This window comes from Janthinobacterium sp. GW822-FHT07A03, assembly GCF_058798815.1.
This window is the reverse complement of sequence record NZ_JBXAKW010000007.1, coordinates 123170-149557: the sequence shown is the minus strand read 5'-3', so window position 1 is coordinate 149557 and position 26388 is coordinate 123170. Positions and strand designations below refer to the sequence as shown.

Annotated in this window: 21 protein-coding genes and 1 tRNA gene; 14 read left to right on the top strand and 8 right to left on the bottom strand. The window is 62.7% G+C overall.

Going from position 1 to position 26388, the window contains the following annotated elements:
• Positions 1-175: 175 nt before the first annotated feature.
• Positions 176-3025 (bottom strand): phosphoenolpyruvate carboxylase, encoded by a 2850-nt coding sequence (gene ppc, locus AC1RJW_RS20405; protein WP_493046597.1) that lies wholly within the window; start codon positions 3023-3025, stop codon positions 176-178.
• Positions 3026-3262: 237 nt separating this feature from the next.
• Here ppc and hemC point away from each other — a divergent pair, with 237 nt between their 5' ends.
• From hemC to AC1RJW_RS20385, 4 genes are read left to right on the top strand one after another with little or no spacing between them, the layout of a single operon-like run.
• Entirely contained in the window at positions 3263-4267 is a 1005-nt protein-coding gene (hemC, locus tag AC1RJW_RS20400; protein WP_493046596.1) for a hydroxymethylbilane synthase, read from the top strand.
• Entirely contained in the window at positions 4260-5042 is a 783-nt protein-coding gene (locus AC1RJW_RS20395; RefSeq protein WP_493046810.1) for a uroporphyrinogen-III synthase, read from the top strand. Before hemC ends, AC1RJW_RS20395 begins: the two co-directional genes overlap by 8 nt.
• The gene (locus tag AC1RJW_RS20390) at positions 5039-6187 is read left to right on the top strand and encodes a uroporphyrinogen-III C-methyltransferase (protein ID WP_493046595.1); all 1149 of its coding nucleotides are present in this window, start codon (positions 5039-5041) and stop codon (positions 6185-6187) included. The genes AC1RJW_RS20395 and AC1RJW_RS20390 overlap by 4 nt, the downstream gene beginning before the upstream one ends.
• Before the next feature lie 4 nt (positions 6188-6191).
• Entirely contained in the window at positions 6192-7388 is a 1197-nt protein-coding gene (locus AC1RJW_RS20385) for a heme biosynthesis protein HemY (RefSeq protein WP_436500692.1), read from the top strand.
• 87 nt (positions 7389-7475) lie between these two features.
• Here the strand turns inward: AC1RJW_RS20385 and AC1RJW_RS20380 are convergent, their stop codons facing one another.
• On the bottom strand, positions 7476-9902 hold the full coding sequence (locus AC1RJW_RS20380) for a membrane-bound PQQ-dependent dehydrogenase, glucose/quinate/shikimate family (protein ID WP_493046594.1): 2427 nt from the start codon (positions 9900-9902) through the stop codon (positions 7476-7478).
• 636 nt (positions 9903-10538) lie between these two features.
• Here AC1RJW_RS20380 and ppa point away from each other — a divergent pair.
• Entirely contained in the window at positions 10539-11081 is a 543-nt protein-coding gene (gene ppa / locus AC1RJW_RS20375) for an inorganic diphosphatase (RefSeq protein WP_086139428.1), read from the top strand.
• Positions 11082-11131: 50 nt separating this feature from the next.
• Here the strand turns inward: ppa and AC1RJW_RS20370 are convergent, their stop codons facing one another.
• Positions 11132-12277: a GNAT family N-acetyltransferase gene (locus tag AC1RJW_RS20370; protein WP_493046809.1), complete on the bottom strand. Its 1146-nt coding sequence runs from the start codon at positions 12275-12277 to the stop codon at positions 11132-11134.
• 102 nt (positions 12278-12379) lie between these two features.
• On the opposite strand from AC1RJW_RS20370, the gene AC1RJW_RS20365 reads away from it, so the two are divergent.
• Both AC1RJW_RS20365 and AC1RJW_RS20360 read left to right on the top strand, forming a co-directional pair.
• Positions 12380-13996, top strand: a complete 1617-nt coding sequence (locus tag AC1RJW_RS20365; RefSeq protein WP_493046593.1) for an NAD+ synthase — start codon at positions 12380-12382, stop codon at positions 13994-13996.
• 41 nt (positions 13997-14037) lie between these two features.
• Positions 14038-14376 carry a P-II family nitrogen regulator gene (locus AC1RJW_RS20360; protein WP_034758685.1) on the top strand — a complete coding sequence of 113 codons (339 nt, stop codon included), beginning with the start codon at positions 14038-14040 and terminating at the stop codon, positions 14374-14376.
• 25 nt (positions 14377-14401) lie between these two features.
• Here AC1RJW_RS20360 and AC1RJW_RS20355 read toward each other — a convergent pair whose 3' ends face one another.
• From AC1RJW_RS20355 to trxB, 3 genes are all read right to left on the bottom strand, one after another.
• Positions 14402-15031, bottom strand: a complete 630-nt coding sequence (locus AC1RJW_RS20355) for a trimeric intracellular cation channel family protein (protein WP_034786156.1) — start codon at positions 15029-15031, stop codon at positions 14402-14404.
• Between the two features lie 135 nt (positions 15032-15166).
• Positions 15167-15841, bottom strand: coding sequence for a Smr/MutS family protein (locus tag AC1RJW_RS20350; protein ID WP_493046592.1), 675 nt, complete (start codon positions 15839-15841; stop codon positions 15167-15169).
• A gap of 7 nt (positions 15842-15848) precedes the next feature.
• Positions 15849-16802, bottom strand: coding sequence for a thioredoxin-disulfide reductase (gene trxB / locus AC1RJW_RS20345; RefSeq protein WP_493046591.1), 954 nt, complete (start codon positions 16800-16802; stop codon positions 15849-15851).
• A 216-nt stretch (positions 16803-17018) separates the two neighbouring features.
• Between trxB and AC1RJW_RS20340 the strand changes: the two genes are divergently transcribed.
• The 3 genes from AC1RJW_RS20340 (at position 17019) to AC1RJW_RS20330 (ending at position 21430) form a co-directional block, all read left to right on the top strand.
• Complete coding sequence (locus AC1RJW_RS20340) at positions 17019-19379, top strand: DNA translocase FtsK (protein ID WP_493046590.1); 2361 nt, start codon at positions 17019-17021, stop codon at positions 19377-19379.
• A 31-nt stretch (positions 19380-19410) separates the two neighbouring features.
• The gene (gene lolA / locus AC1RJW_RS20335; protein WP_493046808.1) at positions 19411-20040 is read left to right on the top strand and encodes an outer membrane lipoprotein chaperone LolA; all 630 of its coding nucleotides are present in this window, start codon (positions 19411-19413) and stop codon (positions 20038-20040) included.
• Between the two features lie 70 nt (positions 20041-20110).
• Positions 20111-21430 carry a replication-associated recombination protein A gene (locus tag AC1RJW_RS20330; protein WP_493046589.1) on the top strand — a complete coding sequence of 440 codons (1320 nt, stop codon included), beginning with the start codon at positions 20111-20113 and terminating at the stop codon, positions 21428-21430.
• A gap of 2 nt (positions 21431-21432) precedes the next feature.
• Here the strand turns inward: AC1RJW_RS20330 and AC1RJW_RS20325 are convergent, their stop codons facing one another.
• Both AC1RJW_RS20325 and AC1RJW_RS20320 read right to left on the bottom strand, forming a co-directional pair.
• Positions 21433-22170 carry an NAD-dependent epimerase/dehydratase family protein gene (locus AC1RJW_RS20325; protein ID WP_493046588.1) on the bottom strand — a complete coding sequence of 246 codons (738 nt, stop codon included), beginning with the start codon at positions 22168-22170 and terminating at the stop codon, positions 21433-21435.
• The gene (locus tag AC1RJW_RS20320) at positions 22167-22457 is read right to left on the bottom strand and encodes a DUF2917 domain-containing protein (RefSeq protein WP_493046587.1); all 291 of its coding nucleotides are present in this window, start codon (positions 22455-22457) and stop codon (positions 22167-22169) included. Before AC1RJW_RS20320 ends, AC1RJW_RS20325 begins: the two co-directional genes overlap by 4 nt.
• Before the next feature lie 180 nt (positions 22458-22637).
• Between AC1RJW_RS20320 and AC1RJW_RS20315 the strand changes: the two genes are divergently transcribed.
• From AC1RJW_RS20315 to AC1RJW_RS20300, 4 genes are all read left to right on the top strand, one after another.
• Positions 22638-24059, top strand: a complete 1422-nt coding sequence (locus AC1RJW_RS20315) for an aminotransferase-like domain-containing protein (protein ID WP_493046586.1) — start codon at positions 22638-22640, stop codon at positions 24057-24059.
• Positions 24060-24208: 149 nt separating this feature from the next.
• Positions 24209-24412, top strand: coding sequence for a hypothetical protein (locus tag AC1RJW_RS20310; protein WP_493046585.1), 204 nt, complete (start codon positions 24209-24211; stop codon positions 24410-24412).
• Positions 24413-24547: 135 nt separating this feature from the next.
• On the top strand, positions 24548-25837 hold the full coding sequence (gene serS / locus AC1RJW_RS20305) for a serine--tRNA ligase (RefSeq protein WP_493046584.1): 1290 nt from the start codon (positions 24548-24550) through the stop codon (positions 25835-25837).
• 113 nt (positions 25838-25950) lie between these two features.
• Positions 25951-26040: transfer RNA gene (locus tag AC1RJW_RS20300), tRNA-Ser, on the top strand.
• Positions 26041-26388: the final 348 nt, after the last annotated feature.

Genomic DNA, 26388 nt, shown 5'->3' with positions numbered 1-26388 from the left:
GCGTTCCTGGCGTCATGGTTGGCCGCTGCGGTGCGCATGGCGCCGGAGTGGGAAAAGTATCCGACGCTAGTGTAATACCAAATGTTGTTTTCTTGAGAATATTTTTCCATCAGGAAAGCAAAAGGGCCGGCCCTTGCGGTGCCGGCCCCTGCATGCCGATGGCGGCCGGGCCTGGTCAGCCCGTATTGCGCAGGCCGGCTGCCACGCCGTTGATCGACAGCTGGATGCCGCGGTGCACGCGTTCATCGATGCGGCTTTCCGCCGACAGGGCGCGGTTGCGCTTGATCAATTCCACTTGCAAGTGGTTCAGCGGGTCGAGGTAGGCGAAGCGGTTCTGGATCGAGCGGGCCAGCAGCGGATTGCCCGCCAGGCGCTCGGTGTTGCCGGTGATCAGCTCCAGGCAGCGCAGGGTGGTGCCATGCTCGTCCGTGATGCGCTTGTAGATGCGTTCGCGCAAATCCTGGTCCGCCACCAGTTCCGCATAGCGCGACGCAATCGCCAGGTCCGTCTTGGCCAGCACCATGTCCATGTTCGACAGCAGGGTGGCAAAGAAGGGCCATTCGGCGTACATGGCGCGCAGGGTGGGGATCCTGTCATCCTTCGACGCTGGCTCGCCAGCGTTGATCCAGGCCTCGATGGCGCTGCCGAAACCGAACCAGCCCGGCAGCAGCAAGCGGCACTGGCCCCAGGAAAAGCCCCAGGGAATGGCGCGCAAGTCTTCGATGCGCTGGTTGGCCTTGCGCGAGGCGGGACGGGAACCGAGGTTCAGCTCGGCGATTTCCGCAATCGGCGTAGCCGAGAAGAAATACTCCGTGAAGCCCGGCGTTTCATACACGAGGTGGCGGTAGGCGTGATAGGCGAGGTCCGACAGCTGCGCCATCACGGCTTCGAACTGTGCCAGCTCGCTTGCATGGGCCGGGTTGGCGGCCTGCGGCGCCAGGCTCGCTTCCAGGGTGGCGGCGACCAGCAATTCCAGGTTGCGCCGGCCGATTTCCGCATTGGAAAACTTCGAGGCGATGATTTCGCCTTGCTCCGTCAGGCGGATCTGGCCGTTGACGGTGCCCGGCGGCTGGGCCAGGATGGCTTCGTAGCTGGGTCCGCCGCCACGGCCCACCGTGCCGCCGCGGCCGTGGAACAGGCGCAGCTTGACGCCGGCCTTCTGGAAGTCGGACACCAGCGCCAGTTCCGCCTTGTACAGTTCCCAGTTGGAGGTCAGGAAACCGCCATCCTTGTTCGAATCGGAATAGCCGAGCATGACTTCCTGCAACTGTCCCTGCTTGGCGATCAATTGTTTGACCAAAGGCAAGGCCATGAGCTGGCTCATGATGCCGGCCGCGCGCTGCAGGTCGGGGATCGTCTCGAACAGGGGGATGACCATCAGCTCGCATGTGCTGTCGCCGTCGCCTCCCGCTTTCCAGTCGGTGCGCAGCAAGCCTGTTTCCTTTTGCAGCAGCAACACTTCCAGCAGGTCGGAGACGGTTTCCGTGTGCGAAATGATGTAGTTGCGGATGGCCCGCGCGCCGTAGCGCTGGCGGATGTCGCGCGCCGCGCGCAGGATGGCCAGCTCGGAATCCGTTTCCGTGGCGTAGCTGATGTAGGGCGAGTACAGCAAACGCGGCTGCGCCAGTTCGCTCAGCAGCAGCGCCTGCTTGTCTTCCTCGGACAGGCCCGCGTAATCGGCGGCCACGCCGCTTTTGGCGAACAGGTCGGCCAGCACGCGCTCGTGCACGTCGGACGTCTGGCGCATGTCCAGCGACGCGAGGTGGAAGCCGAAGATGTCGGCCGCGCGCGCCAGCGTGGCCAGGCGCGGGCGCACGAGGGCCGCGCCATGGTGCGCTTCGAGCGAGGCGACGATGGTGCGCAAGTCGGCGACAAAGGCCGCCGCGTCAGGGTACGCGGCGGCCGCGCCCACTTCCTTGCGCAGGATATTCGTGGCGCCCAGGGCGCGGGCCGTGGCGGCCAGGCGCGCATAGATGCCGATCAGGGCGCGGCGGTACGGTTCGTCGCTGCGGTGCGGCGAGGCGTCCGGCGACTGGTCGGCCAGCGCCTGCAGTTCCGCGCTCACGCCCACCATCAGGGTCGAGACGGACAGTTCCGCGCCCAAGGTGTGCACTTCATCCAGGTAAAAGTCGAGGATGGTGGTGGCGTGGCGCGCCAGCGCATGCTGCATGGTGCCTGCGTTGACGTTCGGGTTGCCGTCGCGGTCGCCGCCGATCCAGCTGCCCATCTGCACGTAGGCGGCGCTGATCGGTTCGATGGTGCCGTTGCCGTTCGGGTACTCGGCGGCGATATCGTCCTCGATATCGTCATACAGACCCGGCAGTTCGCGCAGGAAGGTGATGCGGTAGTAGGACAGGGCGTTTTCGATTTCGTCGGCCACCGTCAGCTTCGAGTAGCGCAGCATGCGCGTCTGCCACAGGGTGGCCACGCGCGAGCGCAGCAGCTGCATGTTGGCGTGCCGTTCTTTCGGCGTCTGCGGCAGGTCGCGCTCGGCCAGCAGGCGGGCGATGTCGTGCTCGGCGTCGAGGATGCTCTTGCGCTGCACTTCCGTCGGGTGGGCCGTCAGCACGGGGGCGATCAGCGCGTCCTGGAAGAAGGTGTCGACGGTCTTGCGGGGCACGCCGGCGGCGCGCAGTTTTTTCAGCGCGAAGCTGACGCTGCCCTTTTGCGCCGGCGAACCGGCCAGCAAATGGGCGCGGCGGCGGCGGATGTGGTGCTGATCTTCCGCAATGTTGGCCAGGTGCGAAAAGTAGGAAAACGCGCGCACGACGGAAATCGTCTGTTCGCGGCTCAGTTCCTTGAGCATGGCGTCGAGTTCCAGCGCGGCGCCCGCGTCCGCTTCGCGGCGGAAGCGCACGGACGTCTGGCGTATGGTTTCCACCACATTGAAGACGGCGTCGCCTTCCTGTTCGCGCAGCACGTCGCCCAGCAGGCGGCCCAGCAGGCGGATATCTTCTTTCAGCGGCGCGTCCTTGTCGGAACCGGCCGCCGGGACTATTTCTGGTGCTACTGCGTCATTGAGCATAATAAAGAACCAAAGTAAGTGTAAAAGCAAGGGAATGAGGATCGCACCGGGCGTTTGGCCGCAGAGGGGAGGGGGCGCATGATAAAATTTGTGGTCTTCAACATGGACGCTAGCCTGACTTGGCCTTCTAGGCTAAGGGATAACGATTATAGCGAGGCCGGGCGCCATTCCGATACAAATTGATATCGGACGGGCGAATTGGCAACGACAACGACAGCCACAGCGAAAGAACTTGTTTTGAAAGCATCCGAATTGACCCCGAACGAATTGAATATTCCTGCCCGCCTGGTGATCGCCACGCGCGAGAGCCGTCTTGCCATGTGGCAAGCTGAACACGTGCGTGCGCGCCTGGCCGCCCTGTATCCGCAGTGTAGCGTTGAAATTCTCGGCATGACCACACGCGGCGACCAGATTCTGGACCGCGCCCTGTCCAAGGTAGGCGGCAAGGGCCTGTTCGTCAAGGAACTGGAAGTGGCGATGGAAGAGGGCCGTGCCGACCTGGCCGTGCATTCGCTGAAAGACGTGCCGATGGAGTTGCCGGAAGGCTTTGCCCTGGCCGCCATCCTCGAGCGCGAAGACCCGCGCGACGCGTTCGTGTCCAACGATTACGCCAGCCTGGCCGAGCTGCCGCACGGCGCCGTCGTCGGCACCAGCAGCCTGCGCCGCCAGTCGCTGATCGCCGCGCGCTATCCGCACCTGACGATTCTGCCCCTGCGCGGCAACCTCGATACGCGTTTGGGCAAACTGGACCGTGGCGATTACGCCGCCATCATCCTGGCCGCCGCCGGCCTGAAGCGCCTGGGGCTCGCATCGCGCATCCGCGCCGTGCTGGCGCCGGAAGACAGCCTGCCGGCCGCCGGCCAGGGCGCCATGGCCATCGAAATCCGCAGCGGACGGCTTGACGGCGCCGACCTGGTGCGCCTGCTGGCGCCGCTGAACCATATTGATACGGCGCAAGCCGTCACGGCCGAGCGCAAGGTGTCGAAGATTTTCGGCGGCAGCTGCCAGATTCCGCTGGCCGCCTTCGCCACCGTCGATGGCGAACAGATGCGCCTGCGCGCCATGGTCGCCACGCCGGACGGCGCGCGCATGGCCAGCGCCGACGTCAGTGGCCCGGCCGGCGCGCCCGAACTGCTGGGCGAGCAGGTGGCCGAACTGCTGCGCGGCCAGGACGCCGCCGGCATCCTCGCCTCCTGCGCCGTCACCCCGGACAACCATGAAGGCCTGGCGCCGCATGCCTGACAGCGTGGTGATCACGCGGCCCGCGGCGCAAGCGGGGCCGCTGGCCGCCCGGATCGCGGCGCTGGGCTGGCCCGTGACCCTGCTGCCGCTGCTGGAAATCCACGCGCTCGATGGCGCAGATGAATGTGCGCAGCTGCGAGCCGTGCTGGCGCGCCTGGCCGAGTACGACCTGGTGGCCTTCGTCTCGCCCAACGCCATCGATTGCGTCTTTGCGCACCTGTCCGCCTGGCCGCCAGGCGTGCCGCTGGCCGTGGTGGGCGAGGGCAGCCGCCTGGCCTTGGCTGCACATGGCGTCACGGACGCCACCGCCAGCATCACCAGTCCGTTAGACACGGCGCGCAGCGATTCCGAACACCTGTTGCTGGCGCTGGACTTGCCGGCCCTGTGCGGCAAGCGCGTGCTGATCGTGCGCGGCGATGGCGGGCGCGATTACCTGGCCGACGGCTTGCGCGCGGCAGGCGCCGAAGTCGAGTTCGTTACGGCTTACCGGCGCCAGGTGCCAAGACTGACGCCGGCCTTGCGGGCGACCCTGGAAAAGCTGTTGCAGCATAATAATGACTGGATCATCACCAGCTCGGAAGCGCTGCGCGGTTTGCTGGCGCTGCTGGGCGAAATGGGCGATGAAAAGACGGCTGTTGCAAAAATGCAACAGCAGCATCTGATCGTGCCGCACGCCCGCATTGCACAAACGGCGGCGGCCCTGGGTTTTGCCCGTGTCACCCTGACAGGATCAGGCGACGCAGGAGTGCTCGCCGCGTTACAATCACGACCATGAACGAAATGCCTACACTCTCCGAACCGAATGCAACGCCTGGCAGCGCCGTGAAGACGGCGCCGCAGGCGGCCGACCAACCTGCCGGCCGCGCGCCGACCCTGCTGGAGCAGCTGCAAAAGCCCATGAGCATCGCCGTCATCGTGCTGGCCGTGCTGCTGGCGGCGCAAAGCTGGTCGACCAGCAAGCAGATCCGCAACCTGCGCGAAGAAGTGGCCAAGCGCCTGCAAAAGGGCGATGTCAGCAATGCCGAAACGGGCGTGCTGGCGCGCAACGTGCAAGAAGGCACGAAAGAGCTGCAGATCAAGGTGGGCGCGCTGGAAAACCGCCAGAGCGAAACCCAGAGCCAGCAGCTTGCGCTGGAACAACTGTACAACGACTTGTCGAAGAACCGCGACGAGTGGGCGCTGACGGAAATCGAGCAAGTGCTGTCGACGGCCAGCCAGCAGCTGCAACTGGCCGGCAACGTGCCGGGCGCGCTGATCGCGCTGCAAAACGCGGACCGCAGCCTGTCGCGCTCCGACAAGCCGCAATTCATCACCATCCGCCGCGCCATCGGGCGCGACATGGAAAAACTCAAGGCCCTGCCCAGCGTCGATTCGACGGGCGTGGCCCTGCGCCTCGACGCCGTGATCGCCCAGATCGACGCCCTGCCGATGCTGTCCGACGAAACGCCGGCCTTGCCGGCCGCGCCGGAAAAACCGGGCAAGGCCAAGGCCGTGCGCGATGCCAGCGGCAAGCTGGTGGGGCCGCCGGCGCCGGAACCGCTGCTGCAAAAAGTGCGCGACGGCTTCAATACCTGGAGCGGCGACATGTGGGCCGACGTGCGCCAGCTGATCCGTATCCGCAGAGTCGATACGCCGGAAGCGCTGATGCTGTCGCCGACGCAGTCGTATTTCTTGCGCGAAAACGTCAAGCTGCGCCTGCTGAATGCCCGCATGGCCTTGTTGTCGCGCAATGAAACGGCTTTCCGCAACGACTTGATCGCCGCCCAGGATGCGCTGGCCAAGTATTTCGACACCCGCGCGAAGGGCACGCAGACGGCGCAAGCCTTGCTGCGCCAGGTGCAGGGCAGCAACCTAGCCATCGAAATGCCAACCTTGTCCGACAGCCTGACGGCTGTGCGCAACTACAAAGCGAAGTCCTGAGCCCATGCGTCTATTTCTCTGGTTACTCGCCCTGATGGCCGCGGCGATCGGTATCGCCGTGACGGCCCGTTTCAATCCCGGCAACGTGGTGCTGTTCTATCCGCCGTACCGCATCGATTTGTCGCTGAACTTCTTCCTGCTGCTGCAGGTCGTGCTGTTCGTGCTGCTGTACCTGCTGGTGCGCGCCGTGCGCGCCACCGTGCGCATGCCGGCGCAAGTGGCGGCCTACCGCCAGCGTAAGCGTGAGCGCGACGGCAACAAGGGCTTGCGCGAAGCCTTGAAAGCCCTGTTCGAAGGCCGTTTCGGCCATGCGGAAAAAGCTGCCCTGCGCGCCGCCGAGCTGGACGAAAACGCGGGCCTGGCCGCGCTGATCGGCGCGCGCGCCGCGCACCGCATGCGCCAGTCCGAGCGCCGCGACAGCTGGCTGGCCCGCGTCGAAGGCGACGCCAGCCTGAAGACGGCGCGTTTGATGACGGTGACGGAATTGCTGGTCGACGACCACCAGCCGGAAGCGGCCCTGGCCGCCGTGCGCGAACTCAATGCCAGCGGCACGCGCCATATCCACGCGCTGCAATGGTCGCTGAAAGCCGAGCAGCAGGCGAAGAACTGGCCGGAAGTGCTGCGCCTCGTGCGTTCGCTCGACAAGCACCGCGCCCTGCATCCGGCCCTGTCGTCGCGCCTGCGCGAGCTGGCCTACGACCATTTGCTGTCCGACCCGTCGCACGATGCCGAATCGCTGATGCGCGTGTGGTCCACCGTGCCGAGCGCGGACCGGGTCAAGCCGTATATCGCCTGCCGCGCCGCCACGGCCCTGAATGCGCGCGGCCTGCATGACGAAGCTCGCCTCGTGTGCGAAGAGTCGCTGGCCGCCGACTGGGACGAGCGCGTCGTGCGCGCCTACCGCGAAGCGGCGGCGCCCGCCGGCACGCCGGCCCTGCTGCTGCAGATCGAGCATTGCGAGCAATGGATGAAGCAGCGTCCGCTGGACGCGGAACTGGCGCTGACCCTGGGTACCCTGTGCCTCAAGCAAAAACTGTGGGGCAAGGCCCAGCGCCACCTGGAGCAGGCTTTGTCCGACGCGAACGAGCCGCAGATGGTGCGCGACGCCCACCTGAAGCTGGCGCAGATGCACGATGCCTTGCAGCAGACGGAACAGGCTGCAGCCCATTACCGGCAGTGCGCGCTGGCCACCATCCTGTAATCTGTTTCTCCAGACGTAAAAAAGCCGTTCAGTGCAGACTGAACGGCTTTTTTTATGCGCGCACTCCAGGATGGAGTGCGTTGCTAATTACTTCTTCGGTACCGCCGTGCCTTCGGGCAAGGCATACGCGACCAGGGTATCGCTCATCTTCGTGCCCAGCGAACCGTGGCCGCCGGCCATGACGACGACGAACTGGCGTCCCGACTTGTTCGACACATAACTCATCGGCGTAGCCTGGCCGCCGGCTGGCAAACGGGCTTTCCAGATGACCTTGCCGTTGCTGACGTCGTAGCCGCGGATGTAGTAGTCGAGCGTGCTGCTGAGGAAGGTCACGCCGCCACCCGTGGTGACCATGCCGCCCAGGCTGGGCACGCCCAGTGGCAAGGGAATCGGCACGGGACCGCTGTCGCGCGTGGTGCCGTTCTTGTGCATCCACACTTTTTTCATGGTGCGCAGGTCGACGGCGGCCACATAGCCCCACGGCGGTGCCTGGCATGGGAAGCCCAGCGGCGACAGGAAGGCCTTGATTTCCACGGCGAACGGGACGCCCGTCTGTGGCTGCAAGCCCATTTCGCCGCCCGTGCCGCCCTTGGCCGTCGTTTCGGCGCGTGGCACGAGTTTTTCCAGGAAGCCCATGTAGTCAGGGTTGACAATCAGCAACTGGCGTACGGGGTCGATGGCCGCGCCGCCCCATTCGAAGATGCCGAGCGGGCCCGGCGAGATGACGGCGCCCTTGCCGGCCGTTTGCGGCGTGAACGGGCCTTCATAGCGGCGTTCCTTGAAGATGATGCGGCAGGCGAGCTGGTCGAATGGCGTCGTGCCCCACATGTCCGCTTCGCTGATATTGCGTTCAGGCAAGAAGGTCAGGGCCGAGAACGGCTGCGTGGGCGACAGGGTGTCGCCGGCGGCAGGATTGCTCGTCGGTACGGGTTTTTCCGGCGCCGGCACGACCAGGCTGCCGTCGCGGCGGTCGATCACGTAGATGTCGCCCCGTTTCGTCGTGGCGACCACGGAGGGGACCTTGCCTTTCGGCGTGTCGATGTCGACCAGGCTAGGCTGGCCGCCGATATCCATGTCCCAGATATCGTGGTGCACGGTCTGGTAGACCCAGCGCACTTTACCCGTTGCCAGGTCCAGCGCGACGATGGCGCTGTTGAATTTCTCGCCATTCTTGTTGCGGTTGCCGCCCCAGGTATCGGGGGTTTCATTGCCCATCGGAATGTAGACCATGCCCAGCTTTTCATCGATGCTGGCCACGCCCCACGAGTTGGGCGAGTTGTTGGTGTAGTTCTTGCCTTCAGGGAAGGGCTGCGTATCTTCCGGCGTGGCCGGGTCCCAGTTCCACATCAGCTTGCCGGTGACGGGATCGTAGCCGCGGATCACGCCCGACGGCTCTTCCGTCGAATGGTTGTCCGTCACGCTGGCGGCGATCACGGCCATTTTCTGCGAGACGGCCGGCGGCGAGGTGGGCATCAGGAAACCGCGCTTGATCATGGCCATGTTTTTATACAGGTTGACGACGCCGTTGTTGCCAAAGCTCTTGCACGATTCGCCCGTATCGGCATTGACGGCGATCATGGTGCCGTCCATGGTCGGCGCCAGGATGCGGCGCGGGCATTCCATGCCGGCCGCTTCAGGGGCCGGGTTGTTCTTGGCGCGGCCCGCGTTGACGTCCCAGTAGGCGACGCCGCGGCAGATCATGTGCTGGTAGCTGGCCGCGTCGCGGTTGATCTTCGGATCGTGGCGCCAGATTTCCTTGCCCGTGTCCGGATTCAGGGCGATGACGATATTGTGCGGCGTGCACAGGTACAGCATGTCATTGACCTTCAGCGGCGTGACTTCGTTGGCGATCTCGCCCGGGTCGTTCGGTCCCTTGAAGTCGCCCGTGTGGTAGGTCCAGGCTTCTTTCAGGCCGGAAATATTCGCCGGCGTGATCTGCGCGGCCGGGGCGTAGCGGTCGCCATAGCCGGAGCGGCCATACGCGGACCAGTCGTTGTGCTCGACGCCGGGCGCCAGGTCGCCTGTGGCGGTGGCGGCCATGTTTTCGGCCGGCACGTCGCCATGCAGGTCATGGTAGTCCTGGAACAGGGCGATGACGCCGGCGATAACGGTCAGCGCTACGGCGGCGCCGAGGGCCGTCTTGCCCAATTGCCCCTGTTTCGCTGCGGCAGGTGGCGCCAGGCGGCGGCTGACGAAGGGCAGCAGCAGCCAGACGGCGGCGGCAAACCAGATGTCGAGGCGCGGCAACAATTGCCACCAGTCAAATTTCACTTCGATCACGGACCAGATCAGGGTGGCGAGCAGCAACAGCGCCATGAATGGTTGCGCGCTGCGCTTGCCCTGGAACACCAGCACGCCGGCAACGAGCATGCCTATGCCGGCCAGCAAGTAGTACCAGGAGCCGCCGAGCGTGGCCAGCCAGATGCCGCCGCCCAGCAGGGCGAGGCCAAACAGAATGAAAATAACGCCGGTGACCTTTAATAAAGGCCCGGGCCGGAAGGAGGGAATCATCATATTCCTTTTTGCAAGGATTTATCGGTGGCGCGTTGAAAGCGCCATATTGAATTCAGGGAAGGCGTCGATTGCAGAATATACAAAGTTTGGAATCACCGGAATGTTATAGTTTATCAGAATTGATGATTGTCTTCTGGTCGCGCCATTTTTTGGCGAGGGCGCCATTTGAATCAAATCAATCCTTCAAATAAGAGCAAATATTATGCTGGATGAGGCAAGTGCGGGGCTGGCAGGGCGCCTGCAGGGCGGAGAACGGGGCATGTTGAGTCGGCTGCGTCATCATGCCGATATATTGCGGGATAAATGATTATCAAATTGTTGTCATAAGTGACTGCATAAAATGCAATGCCGGTTATCATCGCCATGTCGCTGGCATGGTGATATTGAAATGAAAATATGCAGATATTCAATGTATTAACTCCTGGCTCACCGTACTAATGCTTAAGTGTTTCTACTTATTATTTTCGGTGATCTGTTTATTCTCTCGGCACTAACAGTGGCGTGCCTGCTGGCCAGGCACGCCACTGTTGCTGGCAGGACGCGCAAAACGCCGGCGGGCCGCTGCTGCATCGCACAAGCTGCCTGTACTTCGCTATAATTGCGCGGTTAAAACACCATCCGCTAATGAGGAACCCCATGAGTTTGAATAACGTCTCTTCCGGCCGCGACCTGCCGAACGATTTCAACGTCGTCATCGAAATCCCGATGAATGCCGATCCGATCAAGTACGAAGTCGACAAGGAAAGCGGCGCGATCTTCGTCGATCGCTTCATGGGTACCGCCATGCATTACCCGTGCAACTACGGCTACGTGCCGAACACCCTGTCGCCGGACGGCGACCCGGTTGACGTGCTGGTCATCACCCCGTTCCCGCTGATCCCGGGCGTGGTCGTGCGCTGCCGTCCTATCGGCGTGCTGAAAATGACGGACGAGTCGGGCGAAGACGCGAAAGTGCTGGCCGTGCCAGTCGACAAGGTCCTGTCGATCTACAGCCACTGGCAAAAGCCGGAAGACTTGAACGAACTGCGTTTGCGCCAGATCCAGCATTTCTTTGAGCACTACAAGGATCTGGAAAAAGGCAAATGGGTCAAGATCGACGGCTGGTATGGCCCTGAAGTGGCCAAGGAAGAAATCCTGGGCGGCGTCGCCGCCTACAAGGCAGATGCCGCAAAAGCCTAACAGCATCAGTTAAAAAACGCTCCCCGCCAGTCATGGCCGGGAGCGTTTTTTTATGCGCGAAACGGGCTGTGCTCGTTCAATTCATCGAGGTAGGCGTCGATGCCGCCCCGTTCGCGCTCGAGGAAGCGCTGCACGGCGTCGGCAAAGGCCGGGTGGGCCAGCCAGTGGGCGGACCAGGTCTTTTGCGGCAGGAAGCCGCGCGCCATCTTGTGCTCGCCCTGGGCGCCCCCTTCGAAGGTGGCGATGCCGTTGGCGATGCAAAACTCCAGCGGCTGGTAGTAGGCCGTCTCGAAGTGCAGGCAGGGCACGTGCTCGAGCGCGCCCCAGTAGCGGCCATATAAAGTGTCGGCCGTGTGGATCACCAGCGAGGCGGCAATGGCCCGGCCTTCGCGCTCGGCGATCACCAATAAAATGTTTTGCGGCATGCTGGCACCGATGCGCCGGAAGAAGTCCAGGCTCAGATAGGGCGAGGAACGGTGTTCCGCATAGGTATTGCTGTAGCAGCGGTGGAACAGTATCCAGTCAGCATCTGTCGCCTCCACCCCGCGCACCTGGCGCATGGTCACGCCCGCTTCCCTTACCTTGCGCCGCTCGGCGCGGATATTCTTGCGCTTCTTGTGTTCCAGGGTGGCGAGGAATTGCTCGAAATCCGTGTAGCCGGGATTGAGCCAGTGAAACTGCACGCCGCTACGCATCAGGTAGCCAGCCTGCGCCAGCTGGCGCGCCTCGCTTTCCGGCGGGAACAGGATGTGGCAGGACGACACGTCGGCCGCTTGCTGCTGCGCCTGCAAAAAGGCCAGCAGGGCGGCGCGCGCCTCGCCATCGCGGGCCAGCAGGCGCGTGCCGCTGACGGGCGTAAAGGGAATGGCGGACAGCAGTTTCGGGTAATATTCGAGGCCATGCTGCTGATAGGCGTCGGCCCAGGCCCAGTCGAACACATATTCGCCGTACGAGTGCATTTTCAGGTACAGGGGCAGGGCGGCGGCCAGCACATCGCCTTGCCACAGCACCAGGTAATTCGGCTGCCAGCCCGTGTCCGCGCTGGCGCAGCCGGACTCGTGCAGCGCATGCAAAAAGGCGTAGGAGAGGAAGGGAGTGGCCTCCGCCTTGGCGTCCGCCTGGCTGGCCAGCAGTTCGGACCAGGCCGCTTCGCCAATTTCAGCCAGAGTAGAGACGATAGCCGTGCGATAATTCATTGTTCTAGTGTGCATTCATCACTCTCGGGGCGCCGCCGTCGGCCTGCGCGCCCCTGTCCTGTTCTTGTTTAATAAAATTAATAAAACGAAATTTCCACCATCATGACAGTCAAAGTCGCAATTGCTCAAATGAATAGTACGGTCGGCGATCTGGCCGGCAACCGTGCCAAGATCTTCGACCTTTCCCGCCGCGCCTTTGAAGCGGGCGCCGATATCGTGCTCACGCCGGAACTGTCGCTGGTCGGCTATCCACCCGAGGACCTGTTGCTGCGCAATGCATTCTACGCAAAAACGCAGGAAGCGTTTGCGGGGCTGGCGGCCGACCTGGCTCAGTTCAAGGATTTGCACGTGGTGGTGGGCGTGCCGCTGCAGGACGAGAAGGGCGTGCGCCACAATGCCGCCTCCGTGCTGGTCAATGGCGAAGTGCTGGGCACCTACCGCAAGCACGACTTGCCGAACACCACCGTGTTCGATGAAAAACGTTACTTCACGTCGTCGGACCAGGCTTTCGTGTTTGGCGTGAAGGGCGTGCGTTTCGGCATCAATATCTGCGAAGACACGTGGTTCGGGCACGCACCGATGCGCGCCCGCGCCGCCGGCGCGCAAGTGCTGCTGGTGCCGAACGGCTCGCCCTACCACATGAACAAGCAGCATCTGCGCTATGAAACCATGCGCCAGAACGTCAGCGCGCAAGGCATGGCCCTGGTCTACGCCAACCTGGTCGGCGGCCAGGATGAGCTGATTTTCGACGGCGACTCGTTCGTCATGGATGCGGCCGGTACCATTTGCGCCCAGCTGCGCCATTTCGAGGAAGACTTGCAACTGGTCGAGTTCGACGGCGCCACGCCCGTGCCGCAGCCGCTGGCCACGCCGCTGACGACCGAGGCGCAGGTGTACCAGGCGCTGGTGCTGGGCGTGCGCGACTATATCGGCAAGAATGGTTTCCCTGGCGTGCTGATCGGCATGTCGGGCGGCGTCGATTCCGCCCTGACCCTGGCCATCGCCGTCGATGCGCTGGGCGCCGACAAGGTCCGCGCCGTGATGATGCCGTCGCAATTTACGGCCGATATCTCGTGGATCGATTCACGCGACATGGTAAAACGCCTGAATGTGCGCTACGATGAAATTCCGATCAAGCAAACCTTCGATGCCTTCCGCGCCACCCTGGCGGACGAGTTCGCCAGGGTGGCGGAAGACGCGACGGAAGAAAACATCCAGGCGCGCATCCGCGGCACCCTGCTGATGGCCTTGTCGAACAAGCATGGCAGTATCGTCTTGACGACGGGCAACAAGAGCGAGATGGCGGTTGGTTATTGCACCCTGTACGGCGACATGGCGGGCGGCTTTGCCGTGATCAAGGATATCGCCAAGACGCTCGTGTACCGCCTGTGTGCCTGGCGCAACAGCGTGTCGGACGTGATTCCCGAGCGTATCCTGACGCGCGGACCGTCGGCCGAGCTGCGCGCCGACCAGCTGGACCAGGATTCCCTGCCGCCGTATGACGTACTCGACGGCATCATGCAGCTGTACATGGAAGAAAACCGGCCGATCGCCGAGATTATCGAGGCTGGCTACCCGCCGGCCGATGTGGCCCGGGTCACGCGCCTGATCAAGATCAATGAATACAAGCGGCGCCAGTCGCCGGTGGGCATCCGCGTCACGCACCGTGGCTTCGGCCGCGACTGGCGCTACCCGATTACGTCGAAATTTTACGAATAAGCAGCCATCTGTCCACAATCCAACAATTTTAAGGAGTAGCCATGAAACAGATTACCGCCATCATCAAACCATTCAAGCTCGACGAAGTACGCGAGGCCCTGGCCGATGTGAACGTGACGGGCTTGACCGTGACGGAAGTGAAGGGCTTTGGCCGCCAGAAGGGTCATACCGAGCTGTACCGTGGCGCCGAGTACGTGGTCGACTTCTTGCCGAAAGTCAAAGTCGAAGTGGTGGTGGACGACAGCGTGTCGGAACTGGTGGTCGACGCCATCATCAAGGCGGCCCGCACGGGCAAGATCGGCGACGGCAAGATCTTCGTGCGCGACGTGGAGCAAGTCATCCGCATCCGCACGGGTGAGACGGGCCCTGACGCGGTGTAAGTGTTTCAGCTGGGGCCGCTGACTTTCACCGCCCCAGCCGCATGTCGAATTTCCAGCAGATCAGGCGCAGGATCGTGATGCCGCTGGCGCTGGTCCACAGCGCAAAGTCGTGCTCGGCGCCGAAGTGCATCTGCAGCAGGTAGGCCCAGCAGCCGAAGAAGGCGCAGATCGCATACGGTTTGCCGTCGCGAAACACCATCGGTACTTCGTTGCAGACGATGTCGCGCATCACGCCGCCGAAAATCCCCGTAATCACCCCCATCATCGACGCGATGAAGATCGGCATGCCGGCGCGCATCGCTTCGGCCACGCCCGCGATGGCGAACATGCCCAGGCCGATGGCGTCGGCGATGACGATCAGGCGTTCCGAGACGATCTGGCGCAAATGCTGGATCAGGGGCGCGGCCGTCAGGGCCAGCACGAAGATCAGGATCGCGTATTCCTGGTGCGAGACCCAGAACAGGGGCCGCTTGTCGAGCAGGATGTCGCGCAAGGTCCCCCCGCCGAATGCCGTGATGAAGGCCACGACGAACACGCCGACCAGATCCATGCGCTTGCGGCGCGCTTCGATGAAGCCGGAAAACGCGCCCACCAGGATGGCGATGACCTCAATGATCTTGATCAGCGAGCCAGGCGGCAGTTGGGGTGGCATCATGGGTGGAGCGCGTGCACGAGACGCTAAGCAGGAAATAATTGTCACAGGTTAACATGACACGGCCCCGAATGGTGACAAACGGGGCCGTGCGCAGGGTGTAACTTGTTACTGAATTGTAATTTCTTGCTATCTATCCTAGCGAATGGGCTGCAGGGCTGCCGAGAGCAGCACGACGAGGGCGCCATCGCCCCCTTCCGAGCGGCGCGCCTGGCAAAAGGCGATGACTTCCTCCTTTTGCACGAGCCAGCTGTGCACCATCGATTTCAAGACCGGTTCCTGGCCTTTCGAGCCGAAACCCTTGCCGTGGATCACGCGCACGCAGCGCAGCTTGCGCCGCGTCGCCTGGTTCAAAAAGGCGCCGATGCCGTCGCGCGCCTCGTCGCGGCGCAAGCCGTGCAAGTCCAGCTCATCCTGAATGGGCCAGTGGCCCTTGCGCATCTTTTTCACGACGTCCGGTCCCACGCCGGGGCGGGCGTAGTTCAGGGCCGGATCGTTTTCCAGATAATGGTCGACCTCGAACAAGTCCGACAGCGATTCGCGCAGCACGGCCGCATCGTCCTCTTCCGGCGTGAGCTTGCGCGCCGGCTGCGGGGCACCTGCCGCGCCCGTCTTGGGCAGGCTGGGCACGTAGCGGTCCGACTCGGGCAGGCGCTTGACGCCGCCGATGCTGGCCTTGAACAGATTGCTTTCCACGGCCTGCACCTTGGCCTGCTGCGCGCGCTCAGCCGCGGCTTGCGCGCGCGCATCCGCCTGCTCCTTGAGCTGCTTGCTGACCGCTTTCAGGTCGGCAAAGTCTTTCATCGACGCCATGCGACGCTTACTCCTGGCCTTCCAGGTAGCGCTGGGCGTCCAGTGCTGCCATGCAACCCGTACCGGCGCTGGTGATGGCCTGGCGGTAGATATGGTCTTGCACGTCGCCGGCGGCGAACACGCCAGGCGCGCTGGTGGCGGTGGCCATGCCTTCCAGGCCCGTCTTGGTCTTGATGTAGCCGTTGTGCATTTCCAGCTGGCCTTCGAAGATGCCCGTGTTCGGCTTGTGGCCGATGGCGATGAACACGCCATGCACGCTCAATGCTTCGACCTTGCCGTCGATGGTCGATTTGATGTTCAGGCCCGTCACGCCGCCTTCGTTGCCCGTCACTTCGTCCAGAGTGTGGTTATATTTCAACACGATCTTGCCTTCGGCAACCTTGGCGTTCAGGCGGTCGATCAAGATCGCTTCCGCGCGGAACTTGTCGCGGCGGTGGATCAGCGTGACTTTATTGGCGATGTTCGACAGGTACAGCGCTTCCTCGACGGCCGTATTGCCGCCGCCGACGACGGCCACTTCCTGGTTGCGGTAGAAGAAACCATCGCAGGTGGCGCAGGCGGACACGCCCTTGCCCATGAATTCCGCTTCCGACGGCAGGCCCAGGTATTGCGCGGATGCGCCCGTGGCGATGATCAGCGTATCGCACGTGTATTCGTGGCTGTCGCCCTTCAGGCGGATCGGTTTTCCATTGAGGAAAGTGGTGTGGATGTGGTCAAACACGATTTCCGTATTGAAACGCTCGGCATGCTGCAGCAAGCGCTGCATCAGGTCCGGACCTTGCACGCCCATGGGGTCGCCTGGCCAGTTTTCCACGTCGGTGGTGGTCATCAGCTGGCCGCCTTGTTCCACGCCGGTGACCAGCATCGGGTTCAGGTTGGCGCGGGCGGCGTAGACGGCGGCACTGTAGCCGGCTGGGCCGGAGCCGAGGATCAAAACGCGGGCGTGTTTGGTAGTGGTCATAATGAGGCTTCTCTATGAGTGGGGTCTATCCGAATTGGGGGCATACGCGCGAAGAACAAGGGCGTATTGCGCTTGCGCAAGCAATCCACGATTATAGACCAAGCCGCCTGTAGCGACGAATCGTGGGGCCGTCCGGGGCATATATGGCTTAGAATACTTCCTTATTATGGGAAATTCCCTTTCAGAAACATTTTTCACCTTGCAGCGCTTCCCAGAATGACTAAACCAGCCCAGGCCAATCAAAATAGCTACACCCGAAAACCGGTCGAACGCCGGCCCTTGCCCAACCGGCTGGTACGGCTGCTGTCCGAGGCGCGCTGGTTCGCGCTGGCCGCGTTTGCCCTGTATTTCGTGCTGATACTGGCCAGCTTCAACAAGCTCGACCCTGGCTGGTCGCATGCCACCAATGTCGACAAGGTCGCCAACCTGGGCGGCAAGCTCGGTGCGACCTTTTCCGATCTGCTGCTGTATATCTTCGGCTTTTCCGCCTGGTGGTGGTGCGTCTGGCTGCTGCGCACCGTGTGGAATGGCTATCGCCGCCTGAGTAAGCGCTTCCTGCTGGAAGAAGAGGACGTGGAGCGCGAGCACCATGTCGAGATGCTGATCCGCATCGTCGGCTTCTCCATCATGCTGATCGGCAGCATGGGCCTGGAATACCTGCGCATGGCGAAGAGCCTGCACGTGCAGCTGCCGCGCGACCCGGGCGGCGTGCTGGGCCAGCTGGTGGGGCACTCGGCCCACGTGGCTTTCGGTTTCACGGGCGCCACCTTGTTGCTGTTGCTGCTGTTCGGCCTGGGCTTTTCCCTGTTCTTTCATGTTTCTTGGCTGCAAGTGGCTGAACGCATCGGCGGCGCCATCGAAGACGCGTTTAATTGGTTCGTGCTGCGCTACCAGGACCGCGAAGACCGCCGCCAGGGCGAAGTGGCTGCCGTGCGCCGCGACGAAGTGGTGGTCATCGAACGGGCCAAGCACGTGGAAAAGCACGTGGCCGCGCCGCCCGTCAAGATCGAGCCGCAGGTGGTGACCGTGGTGAAATCCGAGCGCGTGGAAAAGGAACGCCAGGCCCACCTGTTCGAGGGCCTCGGCGATGGCAAGCTGCCGCCGCTGTCGCTGCTCGACGAAGCGCCGCCCGTGGTGGAAACGGTGTCCGTGGAAACCCTGGAATTTACGAGCCGCCTGATCGAAAAGAAATTGTCGGACTTTGGCGTGGATGCCAAGGTAGTGGCCGCTTACCCCGGCCCCGTCGTGACGCGCTATGAAATCGAGCCGGCCACGGGCGTCAAGGGCAGCCAGATCGTGGGCCTGGCGCGCGACCTGGCCCGTTCGCTGTCGCTGACGTCGATTCGTGTCGTGGAAACCATTCCCGGCAAGAATTACATGGCCTTGGAATTGCCTAATAGTAAACGCCAGATCGTGCGCCTGACGGAAATCCTCGGCTCCAAGGTCTACAACGATGGCGTGTCCAGCCTGACGATTGCGCTGGGCAAGGATATCGCCGGCAAGCCCGTCGTGGCCGATCTCGCCAAGATGCCCCACTTGCTGGTGGCCGGCACCACCGGTTCCGGTAAATCTGTGGGCATCAATGCGACGATTTTGTCACTGCTGTACAAATCCGACCCGCTCGACGTGCGGCTGATCCTGATCGATCCGAAGATGCTGGAAATGTCCGTCTACGAAGGCATTCCGCACTTGCTGGCGCCCGTCGTGACCGACATGCGCCAGGCCGGCCACGCGCTGAATTGGGCCGTGAACGAGATGGAACGCCGCTACAAGCTGATGAGCAAGATGGGCGTGCGTAACCTGGCCGGCTACAACGCGAAGATTGCCGACGCGAAAAAGCGTGAAGAACACATCCCGAATCCGTTCAGCCTGACGCCGGATTCGCCGGAACCGCTGGAAAAACTGCCGACCATCGTCATCATCATCGACGAACTGGCCGACTTGATGATGGTGGTGGGCAAAAAAGTCGAGGAATTGATCGCGCGTATCGCGCAAAAGGCGCGCGCCGCCGGCTTGCACTTGATTCTGGCCACGCAGCGCCCATCTGTAGACGTGATCACGGGGCTGATCAAGGCGAATATTCCGACGCGTATCGCCTTCCAGGTCTCGTCGAAGATCGATTCGCGCACCATTCTGGACCAGATGGGCGCGGAAACCCTGCTGGGCATGGGCGACATGCTGTACATGCCGCCCGGCACCGGCTTGCCGATGCGCGTGCACGGCGCGTTTGTTTCCGATGAGGAAGTCCACCGCGTTGTCAGCCATCTGAAGCTGCAGGGCGAACCGAATTACATCGAGGGCATCCTCGAAGGCGGCACCCTGGAAGGCGACGGCGCCGAAGGCGGCGCGCCGGGCGAGGGCGGCGGCGAGGCCGATGCCCTGTACGACCAGGCGGTGGCGGTGGTGCTGAAAAACCGCCGCGCCTCGATTTCGCTGGTGCAGCGTCATTTGCGCATCGGCTACAACCGCGCCGCCCGTCTGCTCGAGCAGATGGAGCAGAGCGGGGTAGTCTCAACCATGCAATCCAATGGCAACCGGGAAATCCTGGTGCCGGCGGCGAGTAGTGAACAAGGGTAACGGAATGAAGAATACGACTTTCGCAGCAAAAATGATCATCGGCGCGGCCAGCGTCGCCTGCAGCCTGCTGTTCGCGGCCAGCGCCTCGGCCAGCGCCCTGGAGCAGTTCAAGAGCTTTGCCGCCGGCACCAAGTCGGCCAAGGGCGAGTTCGTGCAGCGCCAGGTCAAGAAGGCGGACGCCAGCGGCAAGGCGAAAGTGTCCACGCCAGCCAGCGGCACCTTCGAGTTCGCCCGCCCGGGCAAGTTCATCTGGACCTACCTGAAGCCGTACGAGCAGCTGCTGCAAGCGGACGGCGACAAGCTGTATATCTACGACAAGGACTTGAGCCAGGTGACGGTCAAGAAACTGGGCGACGCGCTCGGCTCCTCGCCGGCCGCCATCTTGTTTGGCAGCAACGACCTGGAAAAGAACTTCACCCTGGCCGAAGCGGGCACGCGCGATGGCCTGGAATGGCTGAAAGCGACGCCGAAGGCCAAGGACACGACCTTTGACGAAATCAGCATCGGCTTGCGCAACGGCGTGCCCGAAGCGATGGAGTTGCGCGATTCGTTCGGGCAGACCTCGGTGCTGGCGTTCAAGAATTTCCAGAAGAATCCCGCGCTGGCCGCGAACCATTTCAAATTCGTGATGCCAAAAGGCGCGGACGTCATTAATAACTGATTGTTGACGTCTTGCTGTTGACCGGCCTCGCAGCGATGCGGGGCCTTTGCATTCTTACCCGGTACATACTATGGCGGATCTTTTTTCCACCGCACCGCGCCAGCCGCTGGCCGAAGCCTTGCGGCCTGCTACCCTCAACGAAGTCATCGGCCAGACGCATCTGCTGGGCGCGGGCAAGCCGCTGCGCCTGGCGTTCGAGGCGGGCAAGGCCCATTCGATGATCCTGTGGGGGCCACCCGGCGTGGGCAAGACCACGCTGGCGCGTTTGATGGCGAACGCGTTCGACAGCGAATTCATCGCCCTGTCGGCCGTGTTTGCCGGCGTGAAAGATATCCGCGCGGCCATGGACCAGGCCCGCCACAGCCTGGACCAGTTCGGCAAGCACACTTTATTGTTCGTCGATGAGATCCACCGGTTTAATAAATCGCAACAGGATGCCTTGCTGCCCTTCGTCGAATCGGGCCTGGTGACGTTCATCGGCGCGACGACGGAAAATCCCAGTTTCGAAGTCAACTCGGCGCTGCTGTCGCGCGCGCAAGTGTATGTATTGAAATCGCTCAACGAAGACGAGATGAAGCAGCTGCTGGCCAAGGCGCAGTCGACGGCGCTGACGCACCTGAGCTTCGACGAAGCGGCGGCCGATACCCTGATCGGCTACGCGGATGGCGATGCGCGCCGCTTTTTGAACTTGCTGGAGCAGGCCGAAACGGCCGCCAGCTCGACGGGCACGACCAACATCGACGCGGCCTTCGTCGACAATGCGCTGACCCTCAATTCGCGCCGCTTCGACAAGGGCGGCGATAATTTCTATGACCAGATTTCGGCCCTGCACAAGTCCGTGCGCGGTTCCAATCCCGATGCAGCGCTGTACTGGTTTTGCCGCATGATCGACGGCGGCGCCGACCCGCGCTATCTGTCGCGGCGCATCGTGCGCATGGCCTGGGAAGATATCGGCCTGGCCGATCCCCGCGCCTTGACGATGGTCAATGATGCGGCGGAAACGTATGAACGCCTCGGTTCGCCAGAAGGCGAGCTGGCGCTGGGCCAGGCCGTGATTTACCTGGCGATTGCCGCGAAAAGCAATGCCGGCTACAACGCTTTTAATACCGCCATGGCGTTCGTCAAGAAAGACAAGTCGAAGGAAGTGCCGGTGCACTTGCGCAATGCGCCGACGAAACTGATGAAGGAACTCGGCTACGGCCACGCCTACCGCTATGCGCACGACGAGCCCGATGCCTACGCGGCCGGCGAAACGTATTTTCCGGACGGCATGGCGGAACCGGGCTGGTACCAGCCCGTGCCGCGCGGGCTGGAAAGCAAGATTGCCGACAAGCTGGCCTGGCTGCGCGAGCTGGACAGGAAAGCAGGAAAACCGGCCGGCAAGGGCTGAGGCTACAGGCCCAGCAAGCTGAAACCGTCGTCCTGCGGTACGTAGCCCACCAGCTGGCGCGTCGCGTCGATGGATAGCCGTTTATAACGGTTGTCCGACACCCCATGCACGACGTGGTAGCCGGCCGGCACGTCCGCCGTGATGCAGCAGGCCAGCAGCTGCACCACGTCGCGTTCGCTGATGAAGGCGGCGATGTCGCGCGCGCTGTGCTGTTGACCTGGCGCAAAGCGGGCCACGTTGGCGATGCGCACGGCGATCGCCGTCATGCCATGCTGGTGCGCGAAGGCCGACGCCACGCCTTCGCCGAAGGCCTTGCTGGCACCATACATGTTCGCCGGTCGCGCCGGCATGCTTTCCTGCACTTGCACGTCCAGCGGATAGCCTTCGATGGCTTGCGCGCTGCTGGCGAATACCACTCTTTTCACTCCCTGCGCCTGTGCCGCGCGGAAGATGTTGTGCGTGCCGATGATGTTCGGCTGCAGCAATTGCGTGTCGAAGTCGGCGCTGGCGTGCGGCACGCCGGCCAGGTGCAGAACCACGTCGGTATCCATGCAGGCGGCCAGGCAGGCGGCATGGTCGCTGACATCGAGCTGAATGGATGGGCAGGGCGCCGATGCCAGCCCGTCCGTGTGCAGGTCGGCCAGGCGCAGGGAGAATTCCCCGTGCCGGCGCTTCCAGAAAGCGGTGCCGATGATGCCGGCGGCGCCCGTGACGAGGACGCGCAAAGGTTGTTGAATCATGTATTCCTTGTATTGAGTGGGTGTGGCAATGCCTGGCTCAGCCAGCGCAGCAGGGCGGGGCGCGGTGCGGCCGTCCCATGCACGCGGATGCGTCCGCTACCCACGGCTTCGACCAGTACCAGGCCGTCATTCGGTATCGTGTAGCGTTCGCCGCTGCGCAGCACGCAATCCTCGAACTGGGCGTAGGCCGTGATCCAGGCCGTGCCGGACAGGCATTCGATGACCCTGGCGCGCGCTTTTTCCAGGCGCAAGGGCCGTTCGCTGCGTAATTCATGGTCGGTTTGCATGGCATCGCTCCTGTTGTGCTGACAGGAACAGCTTAGGCGCCTTGCGTGAACCATGACAGATGCAGGAAATCGAAATTGTCATGCATACAGTGTGCTTCGTCGTACACTGTGCTTGTCAAAAAAACGGGCAACTGTATCTGTGCGTGCCGCGCGCGCCAGCCGCATACTGAAGGGATGAACATGAGCGCGCATTTGAATCTGTACGAGCACCTGGCCAACGAGCTGGGCGCCCTGATCGACGCGCGCGTGTTCGCGCCCGGCGACCGCCTGCCGTCGATCCGCCACCTGGCGCAGCAAAAGCGCATTTCCGTCAGCACCGTGATGCAAGCCTTGCGCCTGATGGAAGACCGGGGGCAGGTCGATGCGCGGCCCCAGTCCGGCTATTTCGTGCGCCACCGCGCGCCGCGCCGGCCCTGCAGTGCCGACGCGCAGCATTTGAAGGAGCCGGCCTTTGTCGGCATCAACAACCTGTTGATGCGCGTGCTGAAGGAAAACGAGGCGCCCGCTATCGTGCAGCTGGGCACGGCCTGGCCGCCCGACGAGATATTGCCCATCAAGCGCATGCAGCGCACCATCAGCGCGGTGGCGCGGCGCGAGCCGGCTTTATTGAGCAAGGTCAGTTGCTACGACGTCAGCGAAGGCAATTTTTTGCGCCAGGTCACGCGCCGCGCGCTGGATTGGGGCAAGCTGGACCCGCACGAGATCGTCGTGACGAATTCCTGCACGGAAGCGATCAGCCTGTGCCTGCGCGCCGTCGCCAAACCGGGCGACACCATCGCCATCGAGTCGGCCACGTATTTCGTGCTGCTGCAGATGATCGAAAGCCTGGGCATGAAGGCGCTGGAGATTCCCACCGACCCGAAGACGGGGCCGTCGCTCGATGCGCTCGAGCTGGCCTTGCGCGCCGGCCTCGTGCAGGCGTGCCTGTTCGTGCCGAACGCGAATAATCCGCTCGGCTGCGTCATGCCGGAAGCGAACAAGAAGCGGCTGGCGGGGCTGCTGTCGGAATTCAATATTCCGCTGGTGGAAGACGACGTGTATGGCGACCTGTGCTTTGCGCCGCAGCGCCCGTGGCCCGTGAAAGCCTACGATACGAGCGGCAACGTTTTATTGTGTTCCTCGTTTTCCAAGGCCATCACGCCCGCCGCCCGCGTGGGTTATGTGCTGGCCGGGCGTTTCGCGCAGGAAGTGGCCCTGCTGAAAACCGTGTCGAGCGGCGCCACCAGCCATTTCTTCCAGGCCGTGCTGGCCGACTTTTTGGAGGGCAGCAGCTACGACCAGCAGCTGCGCAAGATGCGTCGCACCCTGGTGCAGCGCATCGCCCGCATGTCCGACGCCGTGGCGGCCAGCTTTCCGCTTGAGTGCATGCTGTCCGAGCCGCAGGGCGGTTTCGTGCTGTGGGTGCAGATGCCGCCGCAAGTCGATGCGCTGGCCCTGCATGGCCAGGCCATTGCGGACGGCGTGGCATATATGCCGGGCCAGCTGTTCTCGGCTTCGGGCAAGTTCGGCAATTATCTGCGCCTCAATTGCGGCAATGCGTGGACGCCGCGCATCGAGCAGGCCATCGGCCGCCTGGGCCGCCTGGTGCATGACGCCTTGTAACTATTCTTTGCGTTTCAGTCCCCGTTTTTCACCGTTCGCTCCCTGTTTTTCGCCGCTGGTCGCAAGCCGGTGGCCTTGTTTGCCGCCGTTGGCTAAAGTACCACCATACCAGCAGCAGTCAACGAAACAAATTAACCAGGAGTCACATCATGAACGTACTGAAAAACATGGAAATCACCTTTGTCGCCGCCGCCATCATCGCCATTGGCGCCAGCTTCGCCACCGCCGGCGCGAATACCCTGGAAGTGAGCGCCAGCAACACCGTGATCGCCCAGGCCGCCGACAGCAGCATGCCCGTCGTCACCGTCAGCGCCCGCCGCCTGACGGCCGCCGAAAAAGCCGCTTTCATTTAAGTCTCCGCCGTAAAGCGGGCGCGAGTGCCCGGCCATGCCGCCATGACGATGGCAGAGCGTGTGCAAAACTCATAAAGAACTGAACGGGTCTTGGTACAATGAGTGCTTTCGATACATCGGCACCGCCATCCACCCATGATAGATATCCAACTTCTCCGTAAAGACATCGCAAACGTCGCAGAACGCCTGGCGACGCGCAAATTCCAGCTCGACGTGGCAGGTTTTACCGCCCTCGAAGCCGAACGCAAGGCGATCCAGACGCGCACCGAAGAGCTGCAGGGCAAGCGCAATGCGCTGTCCAAGCAAATCGGCATGTTGAAAGGCAAGGGGGAAGACACCTCGGCCGTGATGGCGCAAGTAGCCGGCCTGGGCGATGAACTGAAAGCCGATGAAGCGGCCCTGACCCTGGTGCAAGCCAAGCTGAGCGAATTCATCATGGCCGTGCCGAACCTGCCGCACGAATCGGCGCCGGTAGGCACGGACGAGTCGGGCAACGTGGAAGTGCGCAAGGTCGGCACGCCGCGCACCTTCGATTTCGAAGTCAAGGATCACGTCGATGTGGGCGCCCCGCTGGGCCTCGATTTCGAAGTGGCTACCAAGCTGACCGGTTCGCGCTTCTCCGTCATGAAGGGCGGCATCGCCCGCCTGCACCGCGCACTGGCGCAATTCATGCTCAACACGCACGTGGACGAGCACGGCTACACGGAATGCTATACGCCATACATGGTCAACGCCGATTCGCTGCGCGGCACGGGCCAGCTGCCGAAATTCGAAGCCGATCTGTTCTCGGTGAAAAAAGGCGGCGTGGAAGGCGAGGGCGAGACCTTCTACCTGATTCCGACCTCGGAAGTGTCGCTGACCAACATCGCGCGCGATGAAATCCTTGCGCTCGATCAATTGCCCCTGAAAATGACGGCCCACACGCCATGCTTCCGTTCGGAAGCGGGCAGCTACGGCCGCGACACGCGCGGCATGATCCGCCAGCACCAGTTCGACAAGGTGGAAATGGTGCAAGTGGTGCACCCGGACACCTCGTACCAGGTGCTGGAAGAGATGGTGGGCCACGCGGAAACGATCTTGCAAAGCCTGGGCCTGCCATACCGCGTGATGTCGCTGTGCACGGGCGACATGGGCTTTACGGCCAGCAAGACCTTCGACCTGGAAGTATGGCTGCCGGCGCAAAACACCTACCGCGAAATCTCGTCCCTGTCGAACACGGAAGCCTTCCAGGCTCGCCGCATGCAGGCACGTTTCCGCAACGCCGCCGGCAAGCCGGAACTGGCGCACACCCTGAACGGCTCCGGCCTGGCAGTGGGCCGCACCTTGGTCGCGGTGCTGGAAAACTACCAGCAAGCGGACGGCAGCGTCGAAATCCCGCCAGTGCTGCGCCCGTACATGGGCGGCCTGACGCATCTGAAGGCGTAAAAAAGACCAGGCAGCTTGCTGCAATGGAAGGCTTAAAATAGTCCTTCCATTTTCTCAGGCGGCTGCTATAATCTTGCCTTCTCGCAGCAATGCGGGAAAAGACCGCAGCAAATGGAGAGGTGGCAGAGTGGTCGAATGTACTTGACTCGAAATCAAGCGTACGTTAAATCGTACCGTGGGTTCGAATCCCACCCTCTCCGCCAGAACAAATAGAGAAAGCTCCCGCAAGGGAGCTTTTTTTATTTGTGGCGGCGAAGAGGAGCAAGGCGCCTGCGCGCCTTGCGTGTGGAATTCGAAGCCCCGCGCATATTTGCGCGGGGCTCTCCGAATCGCCAAATTGTTTTTCGGGTTGGCGTCCAGCCATCAGTTGCAAATCACCAATAAACCCCTACCCAACCCAACAACACCCATGCTAAAATAGCGCCTCGTTCAAACAGGCATGCCAGTTTGAACGAATAGACCGCAGTAAACGGAGAGGTGGCAGAGTGGTCGAATGTACTTGACTCGAAATCAAGCGTACGTTAAATCGTACCGTGGGTTCGAATCCCACC